Annotated in this window: 16 protein-coding genes; 11 read left to right on the top strand and 5 right to left on the bottom strand. The window is 56.9% G+C overall.

What is annotated here, in order from left to right; genetic code table 11:
* The first annotated feature begins 110 nt into the window (after positions 1–110).
* The 5 genes from V6N04_RS04505 to lpdA all read left to right on the top strand — a co-directional run bounded on the left by V6N04_RS04505 (position 111) and on the right by lpdA (position 8,218).
* Positions 111–3,569, top strand: coding sequence for an AsmA-like C-terminal region-containing protein (locus V6N04_RS04505; RefSeq protein ID WP_371168937.1), 3,459 nt, complete (start codon positions 111–113; stop codon positions 3,567–3,569).
* Positions 3,570–3,616: 47 nt separating this feature from the next.
* Entirely contained in the window at positions 3,617–4,678 is a 1,062-nt protein-coding gene (queA, locus tag V6N04_RS04500) for a tRNA preQ1(34) S-adenosylmethionine ribosyltransferase-isomerase QueA (RefSeq protein ID WP_371168936.1), read from the top strand.
* Between the two features lie 97 nt (positions 4,679–4,775).
* Positions 4,776–6,026 (top strand): MFS transporter, encoded by a 1,251-nt coding sequence (locus V6N04_RS04495; protein WP_371168935.1) that lies wholly within the window; start codon positions 4,776–4,778, stop codon positions 6,024–6,026.
* Between the two features lie 53 nt (positions 6,027–6,079).
* The gene (locus V6N04_RS04490; protein WP_371168934.1) at positions 6,080–6,676 is read left to right on the top strand and encodes a DUF924 family protein; all 597 of its coding nucleotides are present in this window, start codon (positions 6,080–6,082) and stop codon (positions 6,674–6,676) included.
* Positions 6,677–6,823: 147 nt separating this feature from the next.
* Positions 6,824–8,218, top strand: a complete 1,395-nt coding sequence (gene lpdA, locus V6N04_RS04485) for a dihydrolipoyl dehydrogenase (protein ID WP_371168933.1) — start codon at positions 6,824–6,826, stop codon at positions 8,216–8,218.
* A gap of 50 nt (positions 8,219–8,268) precedes the next feature.
* Here lpdA and V6N04_RS04480 read toward each other — a convergent pair whose 3' ends face one another.
* The 3 genes from V6N04_RS04480 to V6N04_RS04470 are packed head-to-tail and all read right to left on the bottom strand — an operon-like array spanning position 8,269 to position 9,414.
* On the bottom strand, positions 8,269–8,640 hold the full coding sequence (locus V6N04_RS04480) for a DUF1761 family protein (protein ID WP_371168932.1): 372 nt from the start codon (positions 8,638–8,640) through the stop codon (positions 8,269–8,271).
* Positions 8,637–9,065: an SRPBCC family protein gene (locus V6N04_RS04475; RefSeq protein ID WP_371168931.1), complete on the bottom strand. Its 429-nt coding sequence runs from the start codon at positions 9,063–9,065 to the stop codon at positions 8,637–8,639. Before V6N04_RS04475 ends, V6N04_RS04480 begins: the two co-directional genes overlap by 4 nt.
* Positions 9,058–9,414, bottom strand: a complete 357-nt coding sequence (locus V6N04_RS04470) for an ArsR/SmtB family transcription factor (protein ID WP_371168930.1) — start codon at positions 9,412–9,414, stop codon at positions 9,058–9,060. Before V6N04_RS04470 ends, V6N04_RS04475 begins: the two co-directional genes overlap by 8 nt.
* A gap of 270 nt (positions 9,415–9,684) precedes the next feature.
* Here V6N04_RS04470 and uvrA point away from each other — a divergent pair, with 270 nt between their 5' ends.
* Positions 9,685–12,540 (top strand): excinuclease ABC subunit UvrA, encoded by a 2,856-nt coding sequence (gene uvrA, locus V6N04_RS04465; protein ID WP_371168929.1) that lies wholly within the window; start codon positions 9,685–9,687, stop codon positions 12,538–12,540.
* Complete coding sequence (locus V6N04_RS04460) at positions 12,540–12,980, top strand: NUDIX hydrolase (protein ID WP_371168928.1); 441 nt, start codon at positions 12,540–12,542, stop codon at positions 12,978–12,980. The genes uvrA and V6N04_RS04460 overlap by 1 nt, the downstream gene beginning before the upstream one ends.
* Before the next feature lie 58 nt (positions 12,981–13,038).
* Here V6N04_RS04460 and V6N04_RS04455 read toward each other — a convergent pair whose 3' ends face one another.
* Both V6N04_RS04455 and mazG read right to left on the bottom strand, forming a co-directional pair.
* The gene (locus V6N04_RS04455; RefSeq protein WP_371169166.1) at positions 13,039–14,055 is read right to left on the bottom strand and encodes a Fe(3+) ABC transporter substrate-binding protein; all 1,017 of its coding nucleotides are present in this window, start codon (positions 14,053–14,055) and stop codon (positions 13,039–13,041) included.
* Between the two features lie 80 nt (positions 14,056–14,135).
* Positions 14,136–14,990 carry a nucleoside triphosphate pyrophosphohydrolase gene (mazG, locus tag V6N04_RS04450; RefSeq protein WP_371168927.1) on the bottom strand — a complete coding sequence of 285 codons (855 nt, stop codon included), beginning with the start codon at positions 14,988–14,990 and terminating at the stop codon, positions 14,136–14,138.
* Positions 14,991–15,044: 54 nt separating this feature from the next.
* Here mazG and V6N04_RS04445 point away from each other — a divergent pair, with 54 nt between their 5' ends.
* From V6N04_RS04445 to V6N04_RS04430, 4 genes are all read left to right on the top strand, one after another.
* A complete protein-coding gene (locus V6N04_RS04445) occupies positions 15,045–16,208 on the top strand; it encodes a M20 aminoacylase family protein (protein WP_371168926.1) in 1,164 nt (387 codons plus the stop codon).
* Positions 16,209–16,297: 89 nt separating this feature from the next.
* Positions 16,298–17,260 carry an agmatinase gene (speB, locus tag V6N04_RS04440; RefSeq protein ID WP_371168925.1) on the top strand — a complete coding sequence of 321 codons (963 nt, stop codon included), beginning with the start codon at positions 16,298–16,300 and terminating at the stop codon, positions 17,258–17,260.
* Positions 17,261–17,464: 204 nt separating this feature from the next.
* Positions 17,465–17,914 (top strand): DUF1499 domain-containing protein, encoded by a 450-nt coding sequence (locus tag V6N04_RS04435; RefSeq protein ID WP_371168924.1) that lies wholly within the window; start codon positions 17,465–17,467, stop codon positions 17,912–17,914.
* A gap of 58 nt (positions 17,915–17,972) precedes the next feature.
* Positions 17,973–18,236, top strand: coding sequence for a hypothetical protein (locus V6N04_RS04430; protein ID WP_371168923.1), 264 nt, complete (start codon positions 17,973–17,975; stop codon positions 18,234–18,236).
* The last annotated feature ends 41 nt before the right edge of the window (positions 18,237–18,277 follow it).

The raw sequence follows: 18,277 nt of genomic DNA, 5'->3' as shown, positions 1-18,277 counted from the left end.
TTGGCGCGCTCCGTTGCGATGATCTAAGGTATTGCAAGCTTTCCTTCTAGGCCGTTTCACGTCAGGATGAAAGACAAGAGGCGACGTGACGCCGCCGAATAGGGCCACCGATGGACGACAAAGACAGTTCGATTGAAGGGGACGGTGCAGCGGCGCCAGAATCGGCTGCAGACGATGCGCCCGGGGATCCCAAGCCGTCGAAATCTAGATCATTGAAACGCGCCCAAGCGGACGCGCCACCGTCCGAGATACGCGCGCGCCGACGTCGACGTCTAAAATGGCATTTCGGGATTTGGTCGATCGTGATGGTGTTGGCCGCAGCGGTGTTTCTGGCTTTGGTGTCGATGTCGGTCTCGGGGCATCTGTTTGCCCTGCCAGAATGGGCCACCCAGCGGATCGAAACCCGGATTAACGCACAAACCAATCGGGTAAAACTATCCTTATCGCGGGTCGAGTTGGGCGTAACGCGGCTGGGGCTGCCACGGTTACGGCTGGTCGATTTGGGTATTCGTGACGAAAGCGGGCTGGAAATTGGACGCGTGAATGCGCTTGAGGGGGCGTTGTTGGTCGGTCCCATGCTGTCGGGCCGGCTAGAGCCGGATAACCTTGCCCTGACAGGCGCGCAGATCACAATTCGCAGGCAGCGGGACGGGGCATTTGATCTAAGCCTCGGTCAAGGGGTCGGCGCGAGCGGCGATCTGGCGTCGGTCCTTGATCGCATCGACGGGGTGTTCACCACTGGGCTATTGTCGCAAACCGATGCCATTACAGCGCGCAATCTGACGTTGACGCTTGAAGACGCCCGCTCGGGGCGTTTGTGGCAGGTGACGGATGGGGGGCTAAAAATCAGCCAAACGCCTGATGCCGTGGACATGACCGTGTCCTTTGACGTGTTTAACCAGACCGAGGAACTGGCCGAGACCGTGCTGGGATTTCGTTCGTTCAAAGACGGATCCGCCGCGCGTCTAACGGCGACGTTCAGAAATGCGCGTGCCCGTGACATCGCGGCGCAATCGCCCCTTTTGACCTTTCTAGGGTTGGTCGATGCGCCGATTTCGGGTGCGCTCAGGACCGAGATCGATGATACCGGCGCGATTTCGGATTTGGCCGGGACTCTGGAGTTCGGGGCAGGAAGCTTGTCGCCAGATCCAGCCGCGAAACCTGTGATGTTTACCGGCGGAAAAGTATATCTGGACTATGATCCCGAGCGCGAGCGGATGGACCTTGCCCAGATGACGCTTCAATCAGATTGGGGCGAGATACAGGCGGATGGTCACACCTATTTGCGCGGTTGGTCCGGTGGCTGGCCGACCGAGCTTTTGGGGCAGCTTCAGGTAACCCAAGCGCGTATCAGCCCACCCGATATGTTCGAAGATGATCTAGTGCTGGATCATGGTGCCGTCGATTTCCGTCTGCGGCTGGATCCGTTCGCGGTCGATATTGGCCAGTTCAATGTCTCGCAAGACGGTACGATGGCAAAAGGATCGGCGCGTGTCGGGATTGACGATGCGGGGTGGACCGTTGCTATTGACGCCGCCGCCGATCAGGTAACGCCCGAGCAGGTCATTCGGTTTTGGCCTGTTAACAGCAGTCAACGCACCCGTCTTTGGGCGCGTGATAACGTGACAAAGGGTGTGTTCACTGATGTCTCGATGGCCTGGCGTAAGGCGGGTGGGACGCCCGCCCGGTTGGCGCTGACGTCGCAGTTTGAACGAATGAATGTACGCGCGGTGAAGACCATGGTGCCCATCGAAAACAGCGCGGGCCTGTTCTCGATTGAGGGGCGCCGCTTGGTGGTGGATGCCGATCAGGGCGTCTTACGCCCGAAAGACCGAGATGATCGTGTGGCCGGGGTTCTGGATGCGACGGGAACTCAGTTCATTATTCCAAAGATGGCAGGCAAGCCGAAGAACCCGGACGCGCCGCGCCCGCCAGTGCCTGCTATTGTGAATTTGTCTGTTTCAGGCCCGATGCAGGCCGCGCTTCACTTACTGGACGATAAGCCGTTTCGGATTTTCCGCAGCAATCCGGATGGGGCTATCGGACCAGACATGGCAACGGGCCGTGTGTCTGTTGAAGGGCGGATCGACATCGCGATGCAACCCAAAGTCCCGCGAGAGGCCATCCAGTACGACCTAACTGGTGAAATGACAGGCGTTAAGAGTGATGTGATCGTGGCCGGGCGTGCACTTGAGATACCCAAGGCCGCGCTGTCCGTCACGCAAGAGCGTGTTGTCGTGGATGCGCGCGGGACATTATCGGGCGTGCCGGTATCGGGCATGTGGAAACAGAGCCTTCAGGGAGGTGCCGACGCGCGTGTTTCGACTGTTTCAGGGCAAGTGCGCGTCGATCAGGCGTTTCTTGATGCATTTTCAATTGGGCTGCCGCCTAACAGTGTGTCAGGCGCAACAAATGCCACGTATGACATCAATCTAGCGCGTGGAGAAACGCCCCGACTTTCGCTTGATGCGCCGCTTAAGGGGGTTGGCATGCGCATTGCTCCACTTGGTTGGTCGAAGCCAAAAGCTGCGTCCGGATCATTGTCTGTACGCGGCAAGCTGGGCAAAACACCTGTGATTGATGCGATCACCATCAAAGCGCCCGGGCTTGATGCCGACGGCAGCATCATTCTGGCCGAAGGCGGTGGACTGGTGGCCGCACAGTTTGACCGGGTGCGGTTGGGTGGATGGCTTGACGCGCCGGTCACATTGACCGGGCGGGGTCCGGGTAAGCCGGTGGCAGTGACGGTCAAGGGCGGCACATTGGACATGCGGCGCGCGACGCTTGGGGGCGGTGCTTCCGGTGGATCGAACAAGGGAAACGTGCCGATATCGCTGCTTTTGGATAAACTCATCATCTCAAAGGGGATCACCGTCAGCGGGTTTGAGGGCAATTTTAACAGCACGGGAAATGGATTGGACGGCACGTTTCAGGGCCGCATTGGTGGCGGGCCTCGGATCAAGGGCACGGCAGCCCCGCAACCAAAAGGTACCGCATTTCGTCTAACCTCGGGTGATGCGGGGGGCGTTATGTGGGCCGCTGGCGTCTTCAAATCGGCCAGGGGTGGTGATCTGGAGCTGGTGCTGGCTCCGGGTGGCGGCAAAGGCGTATATGACGGGCAACTGGACATCAAGAATGTCGATATCCACAACGCCCCCGCTATGGCCGAGCTGCTTTCGGCGATCTCGGTGGTTGGACTGTTACAGCAATTGGGGGGCAAGGGTATTCCCTTCAACAAAGTCGACGCGCGCTTCCGCCTCGATCCCGAAAAAGCAACCATTTACGAGGGCGCGGCCACCGGTCATTCGATGGGAATTTCGATGGATGGTTATTATTACCTCGGGTCGGGCCAAATGGATGTGCAGGGCGTTATTTCACCTTTCTACCTTGTGAATTCCGCTGGACGCATATTTGCTCGAAAAGGCGAAGGGTTGGTCGGATTCAACTATGCGCTCAAAGGCACGGCGAGTGATCCCAAAGTGTCTGTTAATCCGCTGTCGCTGTTCACACCGGGTTTCTTTCGCAACATCTTCCGTCGTGATCCACCACCCGTTCCAGAAGGGCAGTGAGGTCAAAGCGATTGACGGAGGCGGTCAGGGACCATAAACGCGCGGCCATGAAACTCAGTGATTTTGATTTCGATCTGCCAGACGAGCTGATCGCCACGCGACCCGTCCGCCCGCGCACCGCCAGCCGTCTTCTGGTGGCCGATGACACGGGTATTACCGATGCGCATGTCAGCGATTTGCCAGCGTGGCTGCGTCCGGGTGATCGCCTGGTGTTGAACGATACCAAAGTCATTCCCGGGCGCTTGTTCGGAACCCGTACGCGTCCCGGGCAGGCCCCTGGAGAAGGCGTCGCCCGGATCGAGGTTACACTTTTGTCGCCAGATACGTCAGGCGCGTGGCATGTGATGGCGAAACCCTTGCGTAAGCTGCGGGATGGCGATGTGATTGCGTTCTCGGACGCGCTGACGGCCGAATACATTGGGCGTAACGATGATCAGGCCGTGATCCGTTTTAACTTGGCCGGGGACGCCTTTGACGCCGCGCTTGAGACTGCAGGCAAGATGCCCTTGCCGCCTTACATTGCAGCCAAGCGCGCGGCGGATGATCAGGACAACGAGGATTATCAGACGGTCTTTGCACGAAACTCCGGTGCCGTCGCGGCCCCGACAGCGTCGCTTCATTTCGACGAGGCGCTGCTCGCTCGGGTCGAAGCGATGGGCGTGGGCCTGACCCATGTAACGCTGCATGTGGGCGCAGGTACATTTTTGCCCGTCAAAGTCGATAATATTTCTGAACACAAGATGCACGCGGAATGGGGCCAGGTCAGCGCCGAGGCCGCACAGGAAATTGCAGCAACCAAAGCCGCAGGCGGTCGCGTGATTCCGGTCGGCACCACTGCGTTGCGTCTGATCGAAAGCGCGGCGCGCAACGGCTGGATCGAACCTTGGGTGGGCGAGACCGATATTTTCATCACCCCGGGCTTTCAGTTCAACGTCGCAGATGGGCTTATGACAAATTTCCACCTGCCCAAATCGACCTTGATGATGCTGGTATCTGCCCTGATGGGGACGGACTGCATGCGTGAGGTCTATTCCCATGCGATCGAGAACAAGTATCGGTTTTTCTCATATGGCGACAGCTCGCTTTTGCTGCCGACTGACAAGAAATAACCTCAGGCCGAAACACGACCATAACGTGTCGTGAATTGTCGATCTTAACCGCCCCAAATCCGGTATTTTGAGACTCTGACGCGAACAGGAGGATCCCATGCTTCAGGTTTTGACAAGCTCGTGGGCACTGCTCTTGGGCATGATGCTTTTGATGGTTGGCAACGGCATGCAAGGCACGCTTTTGGGCATCCGTGGCGGTATCGAAGACATGACGACTTTCCAGTTGTCAGTCGTCATGTCCGGTTATTTCGCGGGGTTCTTGATTGGGTCGCGCCTTGCGCCAACCATGATCCGACGGGTCGGCCATGTGCGGGTCTTTGCGGCCCTTGGGTCGTTTATCTCGGCTGTGCTGATCTTGTTTCCAACAATCGCGGATCCATGGGCGTGGACCGCGTTGCGCATCGTGGTCGGGTTCTGTTTCTCGGGCGTGTATGTCACGGCGGAAAGCTGGCTGAACAATGCGGCAGATAACCAAAACCGGGGCAAGGCGCTGTCGCTTTACATGTTCGTGCAGATGGTCGGGATCATCGCAGGGCAGGGTCTTGTGGTGCTGGGTGATCCCGCTGGGTTTATTTTGTTCATCCTCCCTTCTGTTCTGGTCTCGATTGCGTTTGCGCCCATCTTGCTCTCTGTCAGCCCAACACCTGCGTTCGATACGACCAAGGGGATGAGCCTGAAAGAGCTCTTCCACATCTCGCCGCTTGGATGTGTGGGCTTTGCGCTTTTGGGCGGAGTGTTCGCAGCACAATTCGGCATGGCATCGGTCTTTGGACAGCAGATCGGACTGAGTGTTGGGCAAATCTCGACCTTTGTATCGGCCATCTTTATTGGTGGTTTGCTTTTTCAGTATCCGATTGGCTGGATATCGGATCGGATGGATCGTCGATATCTGATCTTGATGGTCACGGCCATCGCCGCCGTAGGGGCGCTTCTGCCCATGGTTCTGGGCGCGCGATACGAGATTTTGCTTGTCGCGGCATTCCTTGTCGGCGGCATGACCAATCCGCTTTATGCCCTCCTGCTGGCATATGTGAATGATTTTCTGGAGCCCGATGACATGCCCGCCGCATCGGCTGGCCTGATCTTCATCAACGGGATGGGGGCCATCGCAGGGCCGATTGTCACGGGTTGGATTATGGGCTTGATCGGTCCACTTGGGTTCTTTGCCTATATCGCGGTCTTGTTGATCGGTCTGCTGGCCTACGGCATGTGGCGGACGACACAACGCTCAGCACCAGCACCCGCCGAGACCGGCGCTTACGTGAACATGTCACCCGCCGCATCGCCTGTGGCGCTGGACATGGCGCAAGAGGTTTGGGCTGACGAAGCCGCCGAAGAAGAAAACTGATCCCTTGCGCCCCCGGCCAGCAACGCTAGGCTGGAAAGAAACAGGGGGCGCTTATGGCCACAGCAGAAGAGGTTGTCCATTTCTGGATCAACGAAACAGGACCGCAGGGCTGGTACAACGGCAGTGAGGCCCTTGATCAAGAGATATGCGAGCGGTTCGGCGATGATTGGGAGGCCGCGCGCGAAGGCCATCGCGATGATTGGCAGACAAGCCCGATGGGTGCCCTTGGTTTTTTGATCCTCACGGATCAATTCCCCCGCAATATGTTTCGTGGCGATGCGCGATCTTTTGCGACAGACGCGGCTGCACGGGCGTGTTCTGAACAGGCGATTGCTCAAGGCCATGACATGCGGATTGCGGTGCCTGATCGCCAGTTCTTTTACATGCCTTTGATGCACAGCGAAGAGATGGCCGATCAGGACCGCTGCGTCGCATTGATGGCCGAGCGGATGAGCGATCCTTTGGGGCAGGGTGACACCCTTCATGCAAGGATACACCGCGAGATCATCGTGCGCTTTGGTCGGTTTCCGTATCGGAATGATGCTTTGGGACGCGTGACGACTTCCGAAGAACAGGCCTTCATCGACGATGGAGGATACGTCAATTTGCGCGAAGCTTTTCAAGCTGCGGACAAAGCAGCGCAACCTTGAGGCTTGCTTGCGTGTCCCTTGCTTCTGTGGTCCCATACCATCACGGCTAGGGTTTCGCTCAGCGACTAGCGGGTCTTCCGCAGGATCATTGATCCGTTGAACAAATTAGTTTAATGCCAAACTATATTCTGGATGAGGAGAAGCCACATGGCGGGAAAGTCTTTCGATACGATCGTCGTTGGGTCAGGACCAGGCGGATATGTGGCCGCAATTCGTGCCGCACAACTTGGTCAGAACGTCGCGATCGTCGAACGTGAACATCTGGGCGGTATTTGCCTGAACTGGGGCTGTATCCCGACCAAAGCAATGCTGCGCTCTGCCGAAGTTTTTCATCTTATGCACCGGGCGAAAGAGTTTGGTCTGTCTGCAGGTAAAATTGACTATGATCTGCCGGCCATCGTGAAACGTTCGCGCGGCGTGGCCGCTCAGTTGTCGGGTGGCATCGGTCATCTGATGAAAAAGAACAAGGTTACGGTCTTCATGGGCGAAGCCACGATCCCGGCCAAGGGCAAGGTTTCGGTCAAGACCGATAAGGGGTCTGAGGAGCTGACCGCCAAGAACATCATCCTGGCCACCGGCGCCCGTGCGCGCGAGCTGCCGGGGCTTGAAGCAGATGGCGATCTGGTCTGGACCTACAAGCACGCGTTGAACCCGCCACGTATGCCAAAGAAACTTCTGGTCATCGGGTCAGGTGCGATTGGTATCGAATTCGCGAGCTTCTTCAATACGTTGGGCGCTGACACCACGGTGGTCGAGGTTATGGACCGGGTGCTGCCAGTGGAAGATGCTGAGATCTCGGCCTTTGCGAAAAAGTCTTTCGTCAAGCAAGGCATGAACATCATGGAAAAAGCCATGGTGAAGCAGCTTGACCGCGCCAAAGGCAAAGTCACGGCCCATATCGAGGTCGGCGGCAAGGTCGAGAAGCACGACTACGACACCGTGATCTCTGCGGTCGGGATCGTTGGTAACGTCGAAGGCCTTGGGCTGGAAGAGTTGGGCGTAAAAATCGACCGGACTCACGTGGTGACTGACACACATTGCCGCACGGGCGTTGACGGACTTTATGCCATTGGCGACATCGCGGGTGCCCCTTGGCTGGCCCACAAAGCCAGCCATGAAGGCGTCATGGTGGCCGAGCTGATCTCGGGCCTGCATGCGCATCCGGTGAAGCCCGAAAGCATCCCCGGCTGTACCTATTGCCATCCACAGGTCGCGAGCGTTGGTCTGTCGGAAGCCAAAGCGAAGGAGCAGGGATACGAGATTAAAGTTGGCCGTTTCCCCTTCATTGGTAACGGCAAAGCCATCGCAATGGGCGATCCAGAAGGGATGATCAAAACCATCTTTGACGCCAAAACTGGCGAGCTTCTAGGCGCCCATATGGTCGGCCCGGAAGTCACGGAAATGATACAAGGATATGTGGTCGGCAAGACCTTGGAAACCACCGAGGAAGAACTGATGCACACTGTCTTCCCGCATCCGACCATCTCGGAAAGCATGCACGAAGCGGTGCTGGACGCATACGACCGCGTCATCCACATGTAATGACAAAAGGCCGGGCAGAAACGCCCGGCCCTCTACTTAAGTTCGCCTGTTTAAAGAATACCTTGTGCGGCGATCATGACAACACCGCACAGCAGGGCATAGCCCACATCAACAGAAATCGCGAAACCGCTTTTCTGTGCCCAAGCGCCGACCGATCCGGCTTGCGCCGCAAAGGCGAGGATGGCGACCATGGCCGCCCCCAGCGCCCCTGTGGTTTCAGTGATTGCAATCACCAATGCCAGCAAGATCAGGGCGATGAGCTGAGCCAGCATTGCCCCCATCGGCATCTTCTCGGGTGGTTCGGGGCTAATCCGCGTGCCCTCTGCCCAGCGTCGCTGAAGACCTAAGAACGGGCCGTAAACGACGAAACCCAAAACGAATGCGCCGATGACGCCTGCGCCCATGGCAACCCAATTGATCACGACAGCACCTCGTCCAATGTGGCCAGAATGGATGTCCAACCACCATTGTGGTTGTCGCGGCTTTCTTCGGACGGGAAGCGTACGTGGTGCAACCGCAGATCAGTGCCGCCATCTTTTGGAGTAAGATCGAGCGTCACAACCGAGTTTTCGACTGTGCTGGCTGGCGATTCCCAGGTGAATTGCAGCTGCTTCGCCCGGTCGATGACTTTGTATTCGCCTTCATGAGGCAAATCTCCGGCCTCAGGCACGCGCATGATAATGCTGAAACGTCCACCAACTTTTGCATCGGCACTTGCCTCGGGTACAGTAACGCCAGGGCCGGGGATCATGAATTTCGACAGCATTTTGGGGTCAAGCCAAGCGTCGAAAACACGCTCAGGCGGGTAGGGGATGTGGCGGTTAATTTCTAGGGATAGTTCAGTCATTGTCGTCCTCCTTAAGGGCAGCTTCGAGGGCATCCAACCGTAGCGCCCAGATCGAGCGTAAGTCGGTAAACCATTGATCAATTTCAGAAAGGGGCGCCATCTGCACCTCGATCAGGTGCTCACGCCATTCTGTGCGACGGGTCGCGAGACCGGCGTTCTCCAACACTTTGATGTGCTTCGAGACCGAGTTCAGACTCATATCAAAGCGCTGCGCAATATCGGTGACCCGCAGCGGGCCTTCTTGCGCCAACAATGTCAGAATTGTGCGCCGCGTCGGGTCTGACGCGGCTTTCAGAACTGCGCTGAGCAGATGGGGATCCTTTCGTTCAACCATGTGGGTGAATAACATCGCAAAATCCATCAGTCAACCAAAAAGGTGAATGATGTTCTGACAACGGGCGACGAGAAAAGACTGAGGCGACGACGCAGTGAATGGGCTGATCCACAATGCCTTGGGTCGCGTATGGGAAATGCAGGACATTTCCGAACGCCGTTTCGCTTGCGGCAACGAGCTGGGTTGCCAGTGGCTGTCAGGATGTTCACTAAAAGTTCTAATTTTTCGATTGTCCCGAGGCGCGGATTGTCCTAACCGTTAAGCAAGTATGAATTGGGGGTCAGAATGGCCGAGCTGAAAGAAATACAAGTCCGCGGCGCACGCGAGCACAATCTGAAATCCATCGACGTGGATATCCCGCGCGATCAACTGGTGGTGATCACCGGGCTTTCGGGGTCGGGGAAGTCATCACTGGCGTTTGACACGATTTATGCCGAAGGGCAGCGGCGCTATGTTGAAAGCCTGTCGGCCTATGCGCGCCAGTTCCTTGATATGATGGAGAAACCCGATGTGGATCACATCGCGGGGCTGTCGCCAGCGATTTCCATTGAACAAAAAACGACGTCGAAGAACCCGCGCTCGACTGTGGGCACCGTGACCGAGATTTACGACTATATGCGTCTGCTTTTTGCGCGTGCGGGGACACCGTATTCCCCCGCGACGGGTCTGCCGATCGAGGCGCAGCAAGTTCAGGACATGGTGGATCGTGTCATGCAGATGGAGCACGGTACGCGTGCCTATCTTTTGGCCCCGATCGTGCGGGATCGCAAAGGCGAATATCGCAAGGAATTTCAAGAGCTTCAGAAGAAGGGCTTTCAGCGTGTCAAAGTAAATGGTGAGATGTACGAGCTGGACGCGCCGCCAACATTGGACAAGAAATTTCGGCACAATATCGATGTCGTGGTGGACCGTGTTGTTGTGCGCGAGGGGATGGAACAACGTCTGGCTGACAGCTTCCGCACGGCGCTTGATCTGGCCGACGGCATCGCGCTTTTTGAAACGGCCCCAAAAGAGGGCGAGCCAGAGATCCACACCTTCTCGGAAAACTTCGCGTGCCCGGTGTCTGGTTTTACCATCCCTGAAATCGAACCGCGACTGTTTTCGTTCAACGCGCCCTTTGGCGCTTGCCCGGAATGTGATGGCTTGGGGAAAGAGTTGTTCTTTGACGAACGGCTTGTGGTGCCAGACGCAACGCTTCAGATTTACGACGGGGCGCTCGCACCGTGGCGCAAGGGAAAGTCGCCGTATTTCCTACAAACAATTGAATCCATCGCCCGCCACTACGAGTTCGACAAGAGTACGCCGTGGAAAGACCTTCCTGCCCATGTGCAGCAGGTATTTCTGTATGGATCAGGCGAGGAAGAGATCAAGTTCCGCTTTGACGAGGGTGGACGTGTCTATGAAGTGACGCGCCCGTTTGAAGGTGTGATCCCCAATATGGAGCGCCGCTATCGCGAGACAGACTCGAATTGGATTCGCGAGGAGTTTGAGCGGTATCAAAACAACCGACCCTGTGGGGCCTGTGGTGGCTACCGACTGCGTGACGAGGCTTTGGCGGTCAAGATCGGTCCGGCAGATGACAAGGACAAGCTGCTTCATGTTGGCCAGGTGGTCGAGATGTCGATCCGCGAGGCGCTTGCCTGGGTCGAAGAAGCCCCTAACAACCTGACGGCCCAGAAAAACGAGATCGCGCGGGCGATCTTGAAAGAAATCCGCGAACGGCTTGGGTTTTTGAACAATGTCGGGTTGGAGTATCTGACGCTTAGCCGCAACTCCGGCACTTTGTCGGGTGGGGAAAGCCAGCGTATCAGGTTGGCAAGTCAGATCGGGTCGGGCCTGACGGGCGTGCTTTATGTGCTGGATGAACCTTCCATTGGGTTGCACCAGCGTGACAATGGCCGGCTTCTGACGACGCTTAAGAACCTGCGCGATCAAGGCAATACCGTGATCGTCGTTGAGCATGACGAGGAGGCGATCCGCGAGGCGGATTATGTCTTTGATATAGGTCCCGGCGCCGGGGTGCATGGGGGGGAGGTGATTGCCCATGGTACACCTGACGTGGTGGCAAGTTGTGAGGCATCGATTACCGGGCAATACCTGACTGGGAAGCGAGAGATTTCCGTGCCGAGCCAGCGGCGTAAGGGCAACGGAAAGAAGGTCACCGTAAGGAAAGCGACCGGAAACAACTTGCAGAATGTCACGGCGGATTTTCCGCTGGGCAAGTTCATTTGTGTGACCGGCGTGTCGGGGGGTGGCAAGTCCACATTGACGATCGAGACGTTGTTCAAGACGGCATCGATGCGCCTGAATGGTGCGCGGCAGACACCCGCGCCCTGCGAAACGATCAAGGGGCTTGAGCATTTGGACAAGGTGATCGACATCGACCAACGCCCAATTGGTCGCACGCCGCGCTCAAACCCTGCGACCTATACCGGGGCGTTTACCCCGATCCGCGAATGGTTTGCCGGTCTGCCCGAAGCCAAGACACGCGGCTACAAACCCGGTCGGTTTAGCTTCAACGTCAAAGGCGGGCGATGTGAAGCCTGTCAGGGCGATGGCGTCATAAAGATCGAGATGCACTTCCTGCCCGATGTTTACGTGCAATGCGAAACCTGCAAAGGCGCGCGGTATAACCGCGAAACGCTTGAAGTTCAGTTCAAGGGCAAGTCCATCGCGGATGTGCTCGACATGACCGTTGAGGATGCGCAGGAATTCTTCAAGGCGGTGCCGTCCATTCGCGATAAGATGGACGCCCTGATGCGTGTGGGGCTGGGCTATATCAAGGTTGGCCAGCAGGCGACGACGCTGTCAGGCGGCGAAGCGCAGCGGGTGAAGCTGTCCAAAGAGCTGTCGAAGCGGTCGACGGGACGGACGCTCTATATTCTGGATGAACCCACCACAGGTCTGCATTTCGAAGATGTGCGTAAGCTTTTGGAAGTGCTGCATGAACTGGTCGATCAGGGCAATTCGGTTGTTGTGATCGAGCATAATCTGGACGTGGTGAAAACTGCGGACCACCTGATTGATATCGGTCCCGAAGGTGGTGATGGCGGCGGGCGCATTGTGGCAACGGGGACGCCCGAAAAGGTTGCGAAAGTCGCAGAAAGCCACACCGGGCACTATCTGAAAGACATGCTGTGATGGTCACGCAGCCAACCGTCGCGGTCTTGGCCATCGTTTTGCGCGATGGCAAGGCGGCTTTGGTGCAACGCAAGAACGCGCCAGACGCGGGGCTGTGGGGGTTTCCGGGCGGGCGTTTGGAGTATGGCGAGACATTGGGGCAGGGTGCCTGTCGCGAACTGGCAGAGGAAACCGGGATCACGGCGACACCCGGACCTCTGGTTGACGTTCAAGAGGTGTTTCGCCCGCTTGAACGTGCCCCCGGACAAACCCCCGACTTCCACTTCCTATTGATGGGGGTTCTTTGTACCTATGTCGGTGGGGAACCAGTGGCCGCAGACGATGCGCTGGATGCGCAGTTCGTCCCATATGATGATGTGTTCCGATCGCGGCTCGACCTTTGCCCAGATGTGGGGGACATGTTGCGCAAGGCCATCGAGCTTAGTGACTCAAATATCTGATAGTCAATAAAAAACGCCCGGTCTCCGCCGGGCGTTTTCATTTGATTTTGATGCTCGATCAACCGTCGAAATCGGCTTCCTGCATCAGTTTCAGGGCTGTGTCACGCTGACCGGCAACTTCCATCAGGTTCAAACCGTCGGGTGTGAATGTGCCCCAGCTTTGAACGATCTCGTCCGCCTCGGTACCCGGTGCGATTGGGTACTCATAGTTTTGTGAGGCATAGATTTCCTGAGCTTTCGGTGACGACAGGAATTCCATCAGTTTGACCGCGGCTTCCTTATTGGGCGCATTTTTGGCCAGCGCCATGCCCGACACGTTCACATGGGTGCCCGAGTCTTCAAAGACTGGGAAGACCACGTTCACGCTGTCGGCCCATTCTTTTTGCTCGGGATCGGCCAGCATTTTACCCATGTAGTAAGTGTTGCCGATCGAGATGTCGCATTCGCCCGCCCAGATCGCCTTGACCTGTGCGCGGTCGTTGCCCTGCGGTTTGCGCGCGAGGTTGGCTTTCAGACCTTCGATCCACGCTTTGGTTTCTTCTTCACCGTGGTGGGTCAGATAGGCCGATACCAGCGCCAGAGTGTAGGCGTGGGTGCCGGAGCGTGTGCAGATGCGGCCTTTCCACTTGGGATCAGAAAGGTCTTCGTAGGTTGTGACTTCACCGTCAGCGACGCGATCTTTCGACGCGTAAACGATACGTGCACGGCTGGTTAGCCCGAACCATTCATCGTTGGGGTCGCGGTATTCAGCGGGGATATTTTCGTCCAGAACGGCCGAGTCAACAGGCTGTGTCAGACCTGCATTCACCACACCAGCAAGGCGCGAGATGTCGACGGTGAAGATCAGATCCGCCGGGCTGCGTTTGCCTTCGGCTTCCAGACGCTCGATCATGCCTTTCTTCAGGAAAGCGACGTTTACAGGTACGCCGCTTTCTTCGGTGAAAGCATCCATCAGCGGCTGGATCAGCTCGGGTTGACGGTATGAATAGACGTTGACCTCGTCTGCGCTAGCGGCGGCAGGGGTCAGAGCTGTGGCCAGGATAGAGGCCGTGGCGAGGGTGCGAGCAGTGTTCATCACGCGTATCTCCTTGTTTGATGCGCCGCTTAAACCTGAGTCTTTTGCTAGGGTCAATACCCGATTAATTTAATCGGAAATTATGTCGCACGTATCTTTTGCGCCCGCTCGTCCGCCTTCTCTTGCTCCCAAAGTGCGTCCATTTCTTCCAGTGTTGCCTCACGTGGTTCACGCCCTTCCGACGCCAACCGGCGTTCGATGCCTTGGAAGCGCCGCTCGAATTTTGCGTTGGCGTGGCGAAGCGCCTCTTCTGGTTCGACATCCAAGTGGCGCGCCAGATTGGCCACAACGAACAGCAGATCGCCCATTTCCTCGCGCACTTCCGTCTGTGAAAGCGTGTCGCGGGCTTCTGCCAGTTCTTGTGCTTCTTCGTTAATCTTATCAAGCACCGGGCCAATATTGGGCCAATCAAACCCCACACGCGCGGCGCGTTTTTGCAGTTTAACAGCGCGCAGCAGGGCCGGTAGTCCGATGGCCACGCCGTCCAAAACCCCTTGCTGCGCTTTGTTGGCGCGTTCAGCCGCCTTGATTGTTTCCCAATCGTGGGTTTGCTGTTCGGCGGACTTGTCTCGCGTTTCGTCCCCAAACACATGCGGGTGGCGGGCGACCATCTTGTTAGACATGGTGTCGGCGACGTCGTCAAAGGTGAACAGCCCGGCTTCCTCTGCCATTTGGGCGTGAAACACGGATTGAAACAGCAAATCGCCCAATTCGCCTTTCAGTTCGTCCCAAGCTTCACGTTCAATCGCGTCGGCCACTTCATACGCTTCTTCGATCGTGTAGGGCGCTATGGTCGCGAAGCTTTGCTCGATATCCCATGGACAACCGGTCTGGGGGTCGCGCAACCTACGCATGATCTCTCGCAGTCGCTCCATCCCGCCATGCGGGTTGTTAACCAACGCATCAGACGGGGAAATATCATCGCTTTTGCTCATTGCATTCGGCCCTTAAACAGGATTGTTTCAATCTACCCTTGATAGGAGAAAGTGATGCCGATCATCAACCGGATTGGTGAATTCGCCGATGACATGAGAACGTGGCGCCGCTGGCTGCACGCGCATCCCGAGCTTGGGTTGGAGTGTCATAACACCGCTAAATATGTCGTCGATAAGCTGCGCGCGTTCGGTGTGGATGAAATACACGAGAAAATCGGTGTCTCCGGTGTTGTTGCTATTATCAACGGGCAGGGTGCGGGGCCGACGATTGGCCTACGCGCCGATATGGATGCACTGCCGATGGAAGAGATGACGGGGCTTGACCATGCCTCGACGGTGCCGGGGCGCATGCATGCGTGTGGGCATGACGGACATACAACGATGCTTTTGGGCGCCGCGCGTTATCTGGCTGAGACGCGGAACTTCACTGGCAGGGTGGCGTTGATCTTCCAACCCGCAGAAGAAAACGAAGGCGGCGCGAAATACATGTGCGATGAGGGCATGATGGATCGCTTTGATATCAAAGAGGTTTATGCGCTTCACAATATGCCCGGCCACGAACTTGGGGTGTTTTACACAACACCCGGACCGATCATGGCGGCGGTCGATACGCTGACGGTGAAGGTCACCGGGCGCGGCGGGCACGCGGCCTATCCGCATGATGCAGTGGATCCGATTATCGCAACCGTCACGATGGTCCAGGCTTTGCAGTCCATTGTCAGCCGTAACCTTCCCCCGATGGAGAATCTGGTGATTTCGGTGACGCAGATCAACGGCGGTACGGCCGATAACATCATCCCTGCCGATGCATGGTTTTGTGCATCCATTCGTTCATTTTCACCTGAGGTGCGCGAGATGGCCGAGAAGCGCATCCGCGAGGTGATCGAGGGGCAGGCGGTAAGCTTTGGCGTCAGTGCCGAGATTGACTATGAGCTGGGCTACCCGCCAACGGTGAATGATCCATCATCTGTCGAAAAGGCGGTTGGGGCGGCTGAGGAAATCAGCGGCAAGAACCGTGTTCACCCCGATCAGGGTCGCGAAATGGGGGCAGAGGACTTCGCCTATATGCTGGAAGAGCGGCCGGGTGCCTATTTGTTCCTCGGCGTCGGGGAAGATCGGGCAGGGGTCCACCACCCGGCCTATGATTTCAACGACGAAGCCGCGCCTTACGGGGCAAGTTTCTTTGCCCGCTTGATTGAGCGTTTGAACCCGACATAACGTCTTTCATCTCTTGATGTAATTTGATCAAATTATCTGGCCAGGATGATTTCCCTGTGATAGATCGAGGCAGATCTAGGGAGGCAGACATGGCATTGGAAGACGCGAAAACTCAAGTGGACACGGCGCTGACCCGCGACGGGCTGAAGGGACTTTCTTTCGAAAACACCTTTGGCGGTATGCTGTCTTTTCTGCGCCGAAGATACACCAAAGACCTGACGGGCGTTGATATTGCCGTCACAGGCGTTCCTTTTGATCAAGCTGTCACCAATCGGCCCGGAACCCGGTTGGGACCACGCGCGATTCGCGAGGCTTCAAGCCTGCAATCACCCGATCCGGCCTATGGTTGGGATTTCGATGTGATGAGCGAGTTTGCCATCGTTGACTACGGCGATCTGGCCTTCGATTACGCCCATATCGATCAGTTTCCCGCGACGCTTGAAGCACATATCACCAGCATTCTGGATCAAGGTGCGGCCTGTCTGACGCTGGGTGGGGATCACTACATCACCTTCCCAATACTGCGCGCGCATGTGAAGAAACATGGGCCGCTCAGCCTGTTGCAATTCGACGCTCACACCGACACATGGCCTGACGACGACATGACCCGCGTGGATCATGGCACCATGTTCTACAAGGCCGTGAAAGAGGGGCTGATTGACCCGGCACGCTCGGTTCAAGTTGGCATTCGCACCCATAACGCGGATACGTTGGGCGTGAACATTATCGACGCGCGTGAAGTTCATGAAACCGGACCTGCTGCGGTGGTCAAGAAGATCAAATCCATTCTGGGCGACAACAAAACCTATCTGACCTTCGACATTGATGGGCTTGACCCGGCCTATGCGCCAGGTACGGGAACGCCGGTTTGGGGCGGGCTGACATCGGCGCAGGCGTCCATTATCTTGCGTGATCTGGCTGGGATCAATATTGTTGGCGGCGACGTCGTTGAAGTGTCGCCTCCGTTCGATACGACCGGAGCCACTGCAATTGCGGGCGCACATTTGGCGATGGAAATCCTTAATCTATGGGCTGTTACGCGGCGAAGTTAATGTGATGCTCAGTTAACCAGATTGCGTTCGACCCAGCGCATTTATCTGGTCGCCTGCCACACGATACTCTTTGCCGTATTACATCACCTAAGACGCCTTTGTGACATTGGGTCGATAAAGGTTGCAGGGCATCCTCGGCTTCTTTATCGCTACCAAGAGTTGATTATCCCAATCCGCTGGGGGGCGGAGGGTTAGGGGGTGTGTGTGGATTACCTTGTTGCAGCGATTTTGGTTGCTCTGTTTCTTGCCGTACTTGGGCTGGGCTGGGTGCGGCTTGCTCCGTTGCCGATCGGGCGGTTTACCGAAAGACCCGGTCCGCGAGACTATGGCACTCATGAGCTGACTGGTGGCGTCAAATATGTGATCCCATTAACGAACCTGCCGGACGGGGCGTTGGATCATTTGGCGTGGATCGCGCTTGAGGCGCCGCGCACCCATCTGAAGCACCAAGAAGAGGATCTGTTTGCAGTTGTAACGCGGTCCCGCCGCATCGGTTTTCCCGATATTACAGTGGCTTGGGCGACAGATCGAGCGCTGCACATTTATGCGCATCTGGTTTACGGGAAAAGCGACTTGGGGGCCAATAAGGCACGCGTTGATGGTTGGCTGGCGCAGCTCGACAATCTGGATGATGACTCGGACGACGCGTTGTAGCGGATCAGAGTTGCGGCAGTGGAGCGGTGGCAATGCTTGAAGGGAGCGGTGAGCTTCCTTGAAGCTTAGCAGATACACAGCCATCGCCGGTATCGCGCCACATTGGGACGTTCAAACTCATCTCGCATCGCGCCATAAAAGCCCGCCCGTCTACGAACAGGCAGATACTTTGGCCAAGCTCTACCCGGCTGCCTGTTTTGTCAGTGCAGAAGCAATCGATCACTTTACCGCCCGGTGCGGTAACATCAGCCAGCCCGACAGAGGCGGTAAGCCCGCCCGCAACGATCAAAAGGGGCAAAATCCTGTGCATGGCCTAGCTTAGCACGGATGCGGCCCTTGACCAAACTCTTCGGATGGGGGACA

It is taken from the genome of Aliiroseovarius conchicola (genome assembly GCF_041403445.1).
Lineage (GTDB): Bacteria > Pseudomonadota > Alphaproteobacteria > Rhodobacterales > Rhodobacteraceae > Aliiroseovarius > Aliiroseovarius conchicola.
This window is presented reverse-complemented; position numbering and strand designations above follow the sequence as displayed.

Coding starts and splice junctions, on each gene's coding strand:
- V6N04_RS04505 (WP_371168937.1), top strand. CDS start 111: ATGGACGACAAAGACAGTTCGATTGAAGGGGACGGTGCAGCGGCGCCA.
- queA (WP_371168936.1), top strand. CDS start 3,617: ATGAAACTCAGTGATTTTGATTTCGATCTGCCAGACGAGCTGATCGCC.
- V6N04_RS04495 (WP_371168935.1), top strand. CDS start 4,776: ATGCTTCAGGTTTTGACAAGCTCGTGGGCACTGCTCTTGGGCATGATG.
- V6N04_RS04490 (WP_371168934.1), top strand. CDS start 6,080: ATGGCCACAGCAGAAGAGGTTGTCCATTTCTGGATCAACGAAACAGGA.
- lpdA (WP_371168933.1), top strand. CDS start 6,824: ATGGCGGGAAAGTCTTTCGATACGATCGTCGTTGGGTCAGGACCAGGC.
- V6N04_RS04475 (WP_371168931.1), bottom strand. CDS start 9,065: ATGACTGAACTATCCCTAGAAATTAACCGCCACATCCCCTACCCGCCT.
- V6N04_RS04470 (WP_371168930.1), bottom strand. CDS start 9,414: ATGTTATTCACCCACATGGTTGAACGAAAGGATCCCCATCTGCTCAGC.
- uvrA (WP_371168929.1), top strand. CDS start 9,685: ATGGCCGAGCTGAAAGAAATACAAGTCCGCGGCGCACGCGAGCACAAT.
- V6N04_RS04460 (WP_371168928.1), top strand. CDS start 12,540: ATGGTCACGCAGCCAACCGTCGCGGTCTTGGCCATCGTTTTGCGCGAT.
- V6N04_RS04455 (WP_371169166.1), bottom strand. CDS start 14,055: ATGAACACTGCTCGCACCCTCGCCACGGCCTCTATCCTGGCCACAGCT.
- mazG (WP_371168927.1), bottom strand. CDS start 14,990: ATGAGCAAAAGCGATGATATTTCCCCGTCTGATGCGTTGGTTAACAAC.
- V6N04_RS04445 (WP_371168926.1), top strand. CDS start 15,045: ATGCCGATCATCAACCGGATTGGTGAATTCGCCGATGACATGAGAACG.
- speB (WP_371168925.1), top strand. CDS start 16,298: ATGGCATTGGAAGACGCGAAAACTCAAGTGGACACGGCGCTGACCCGC.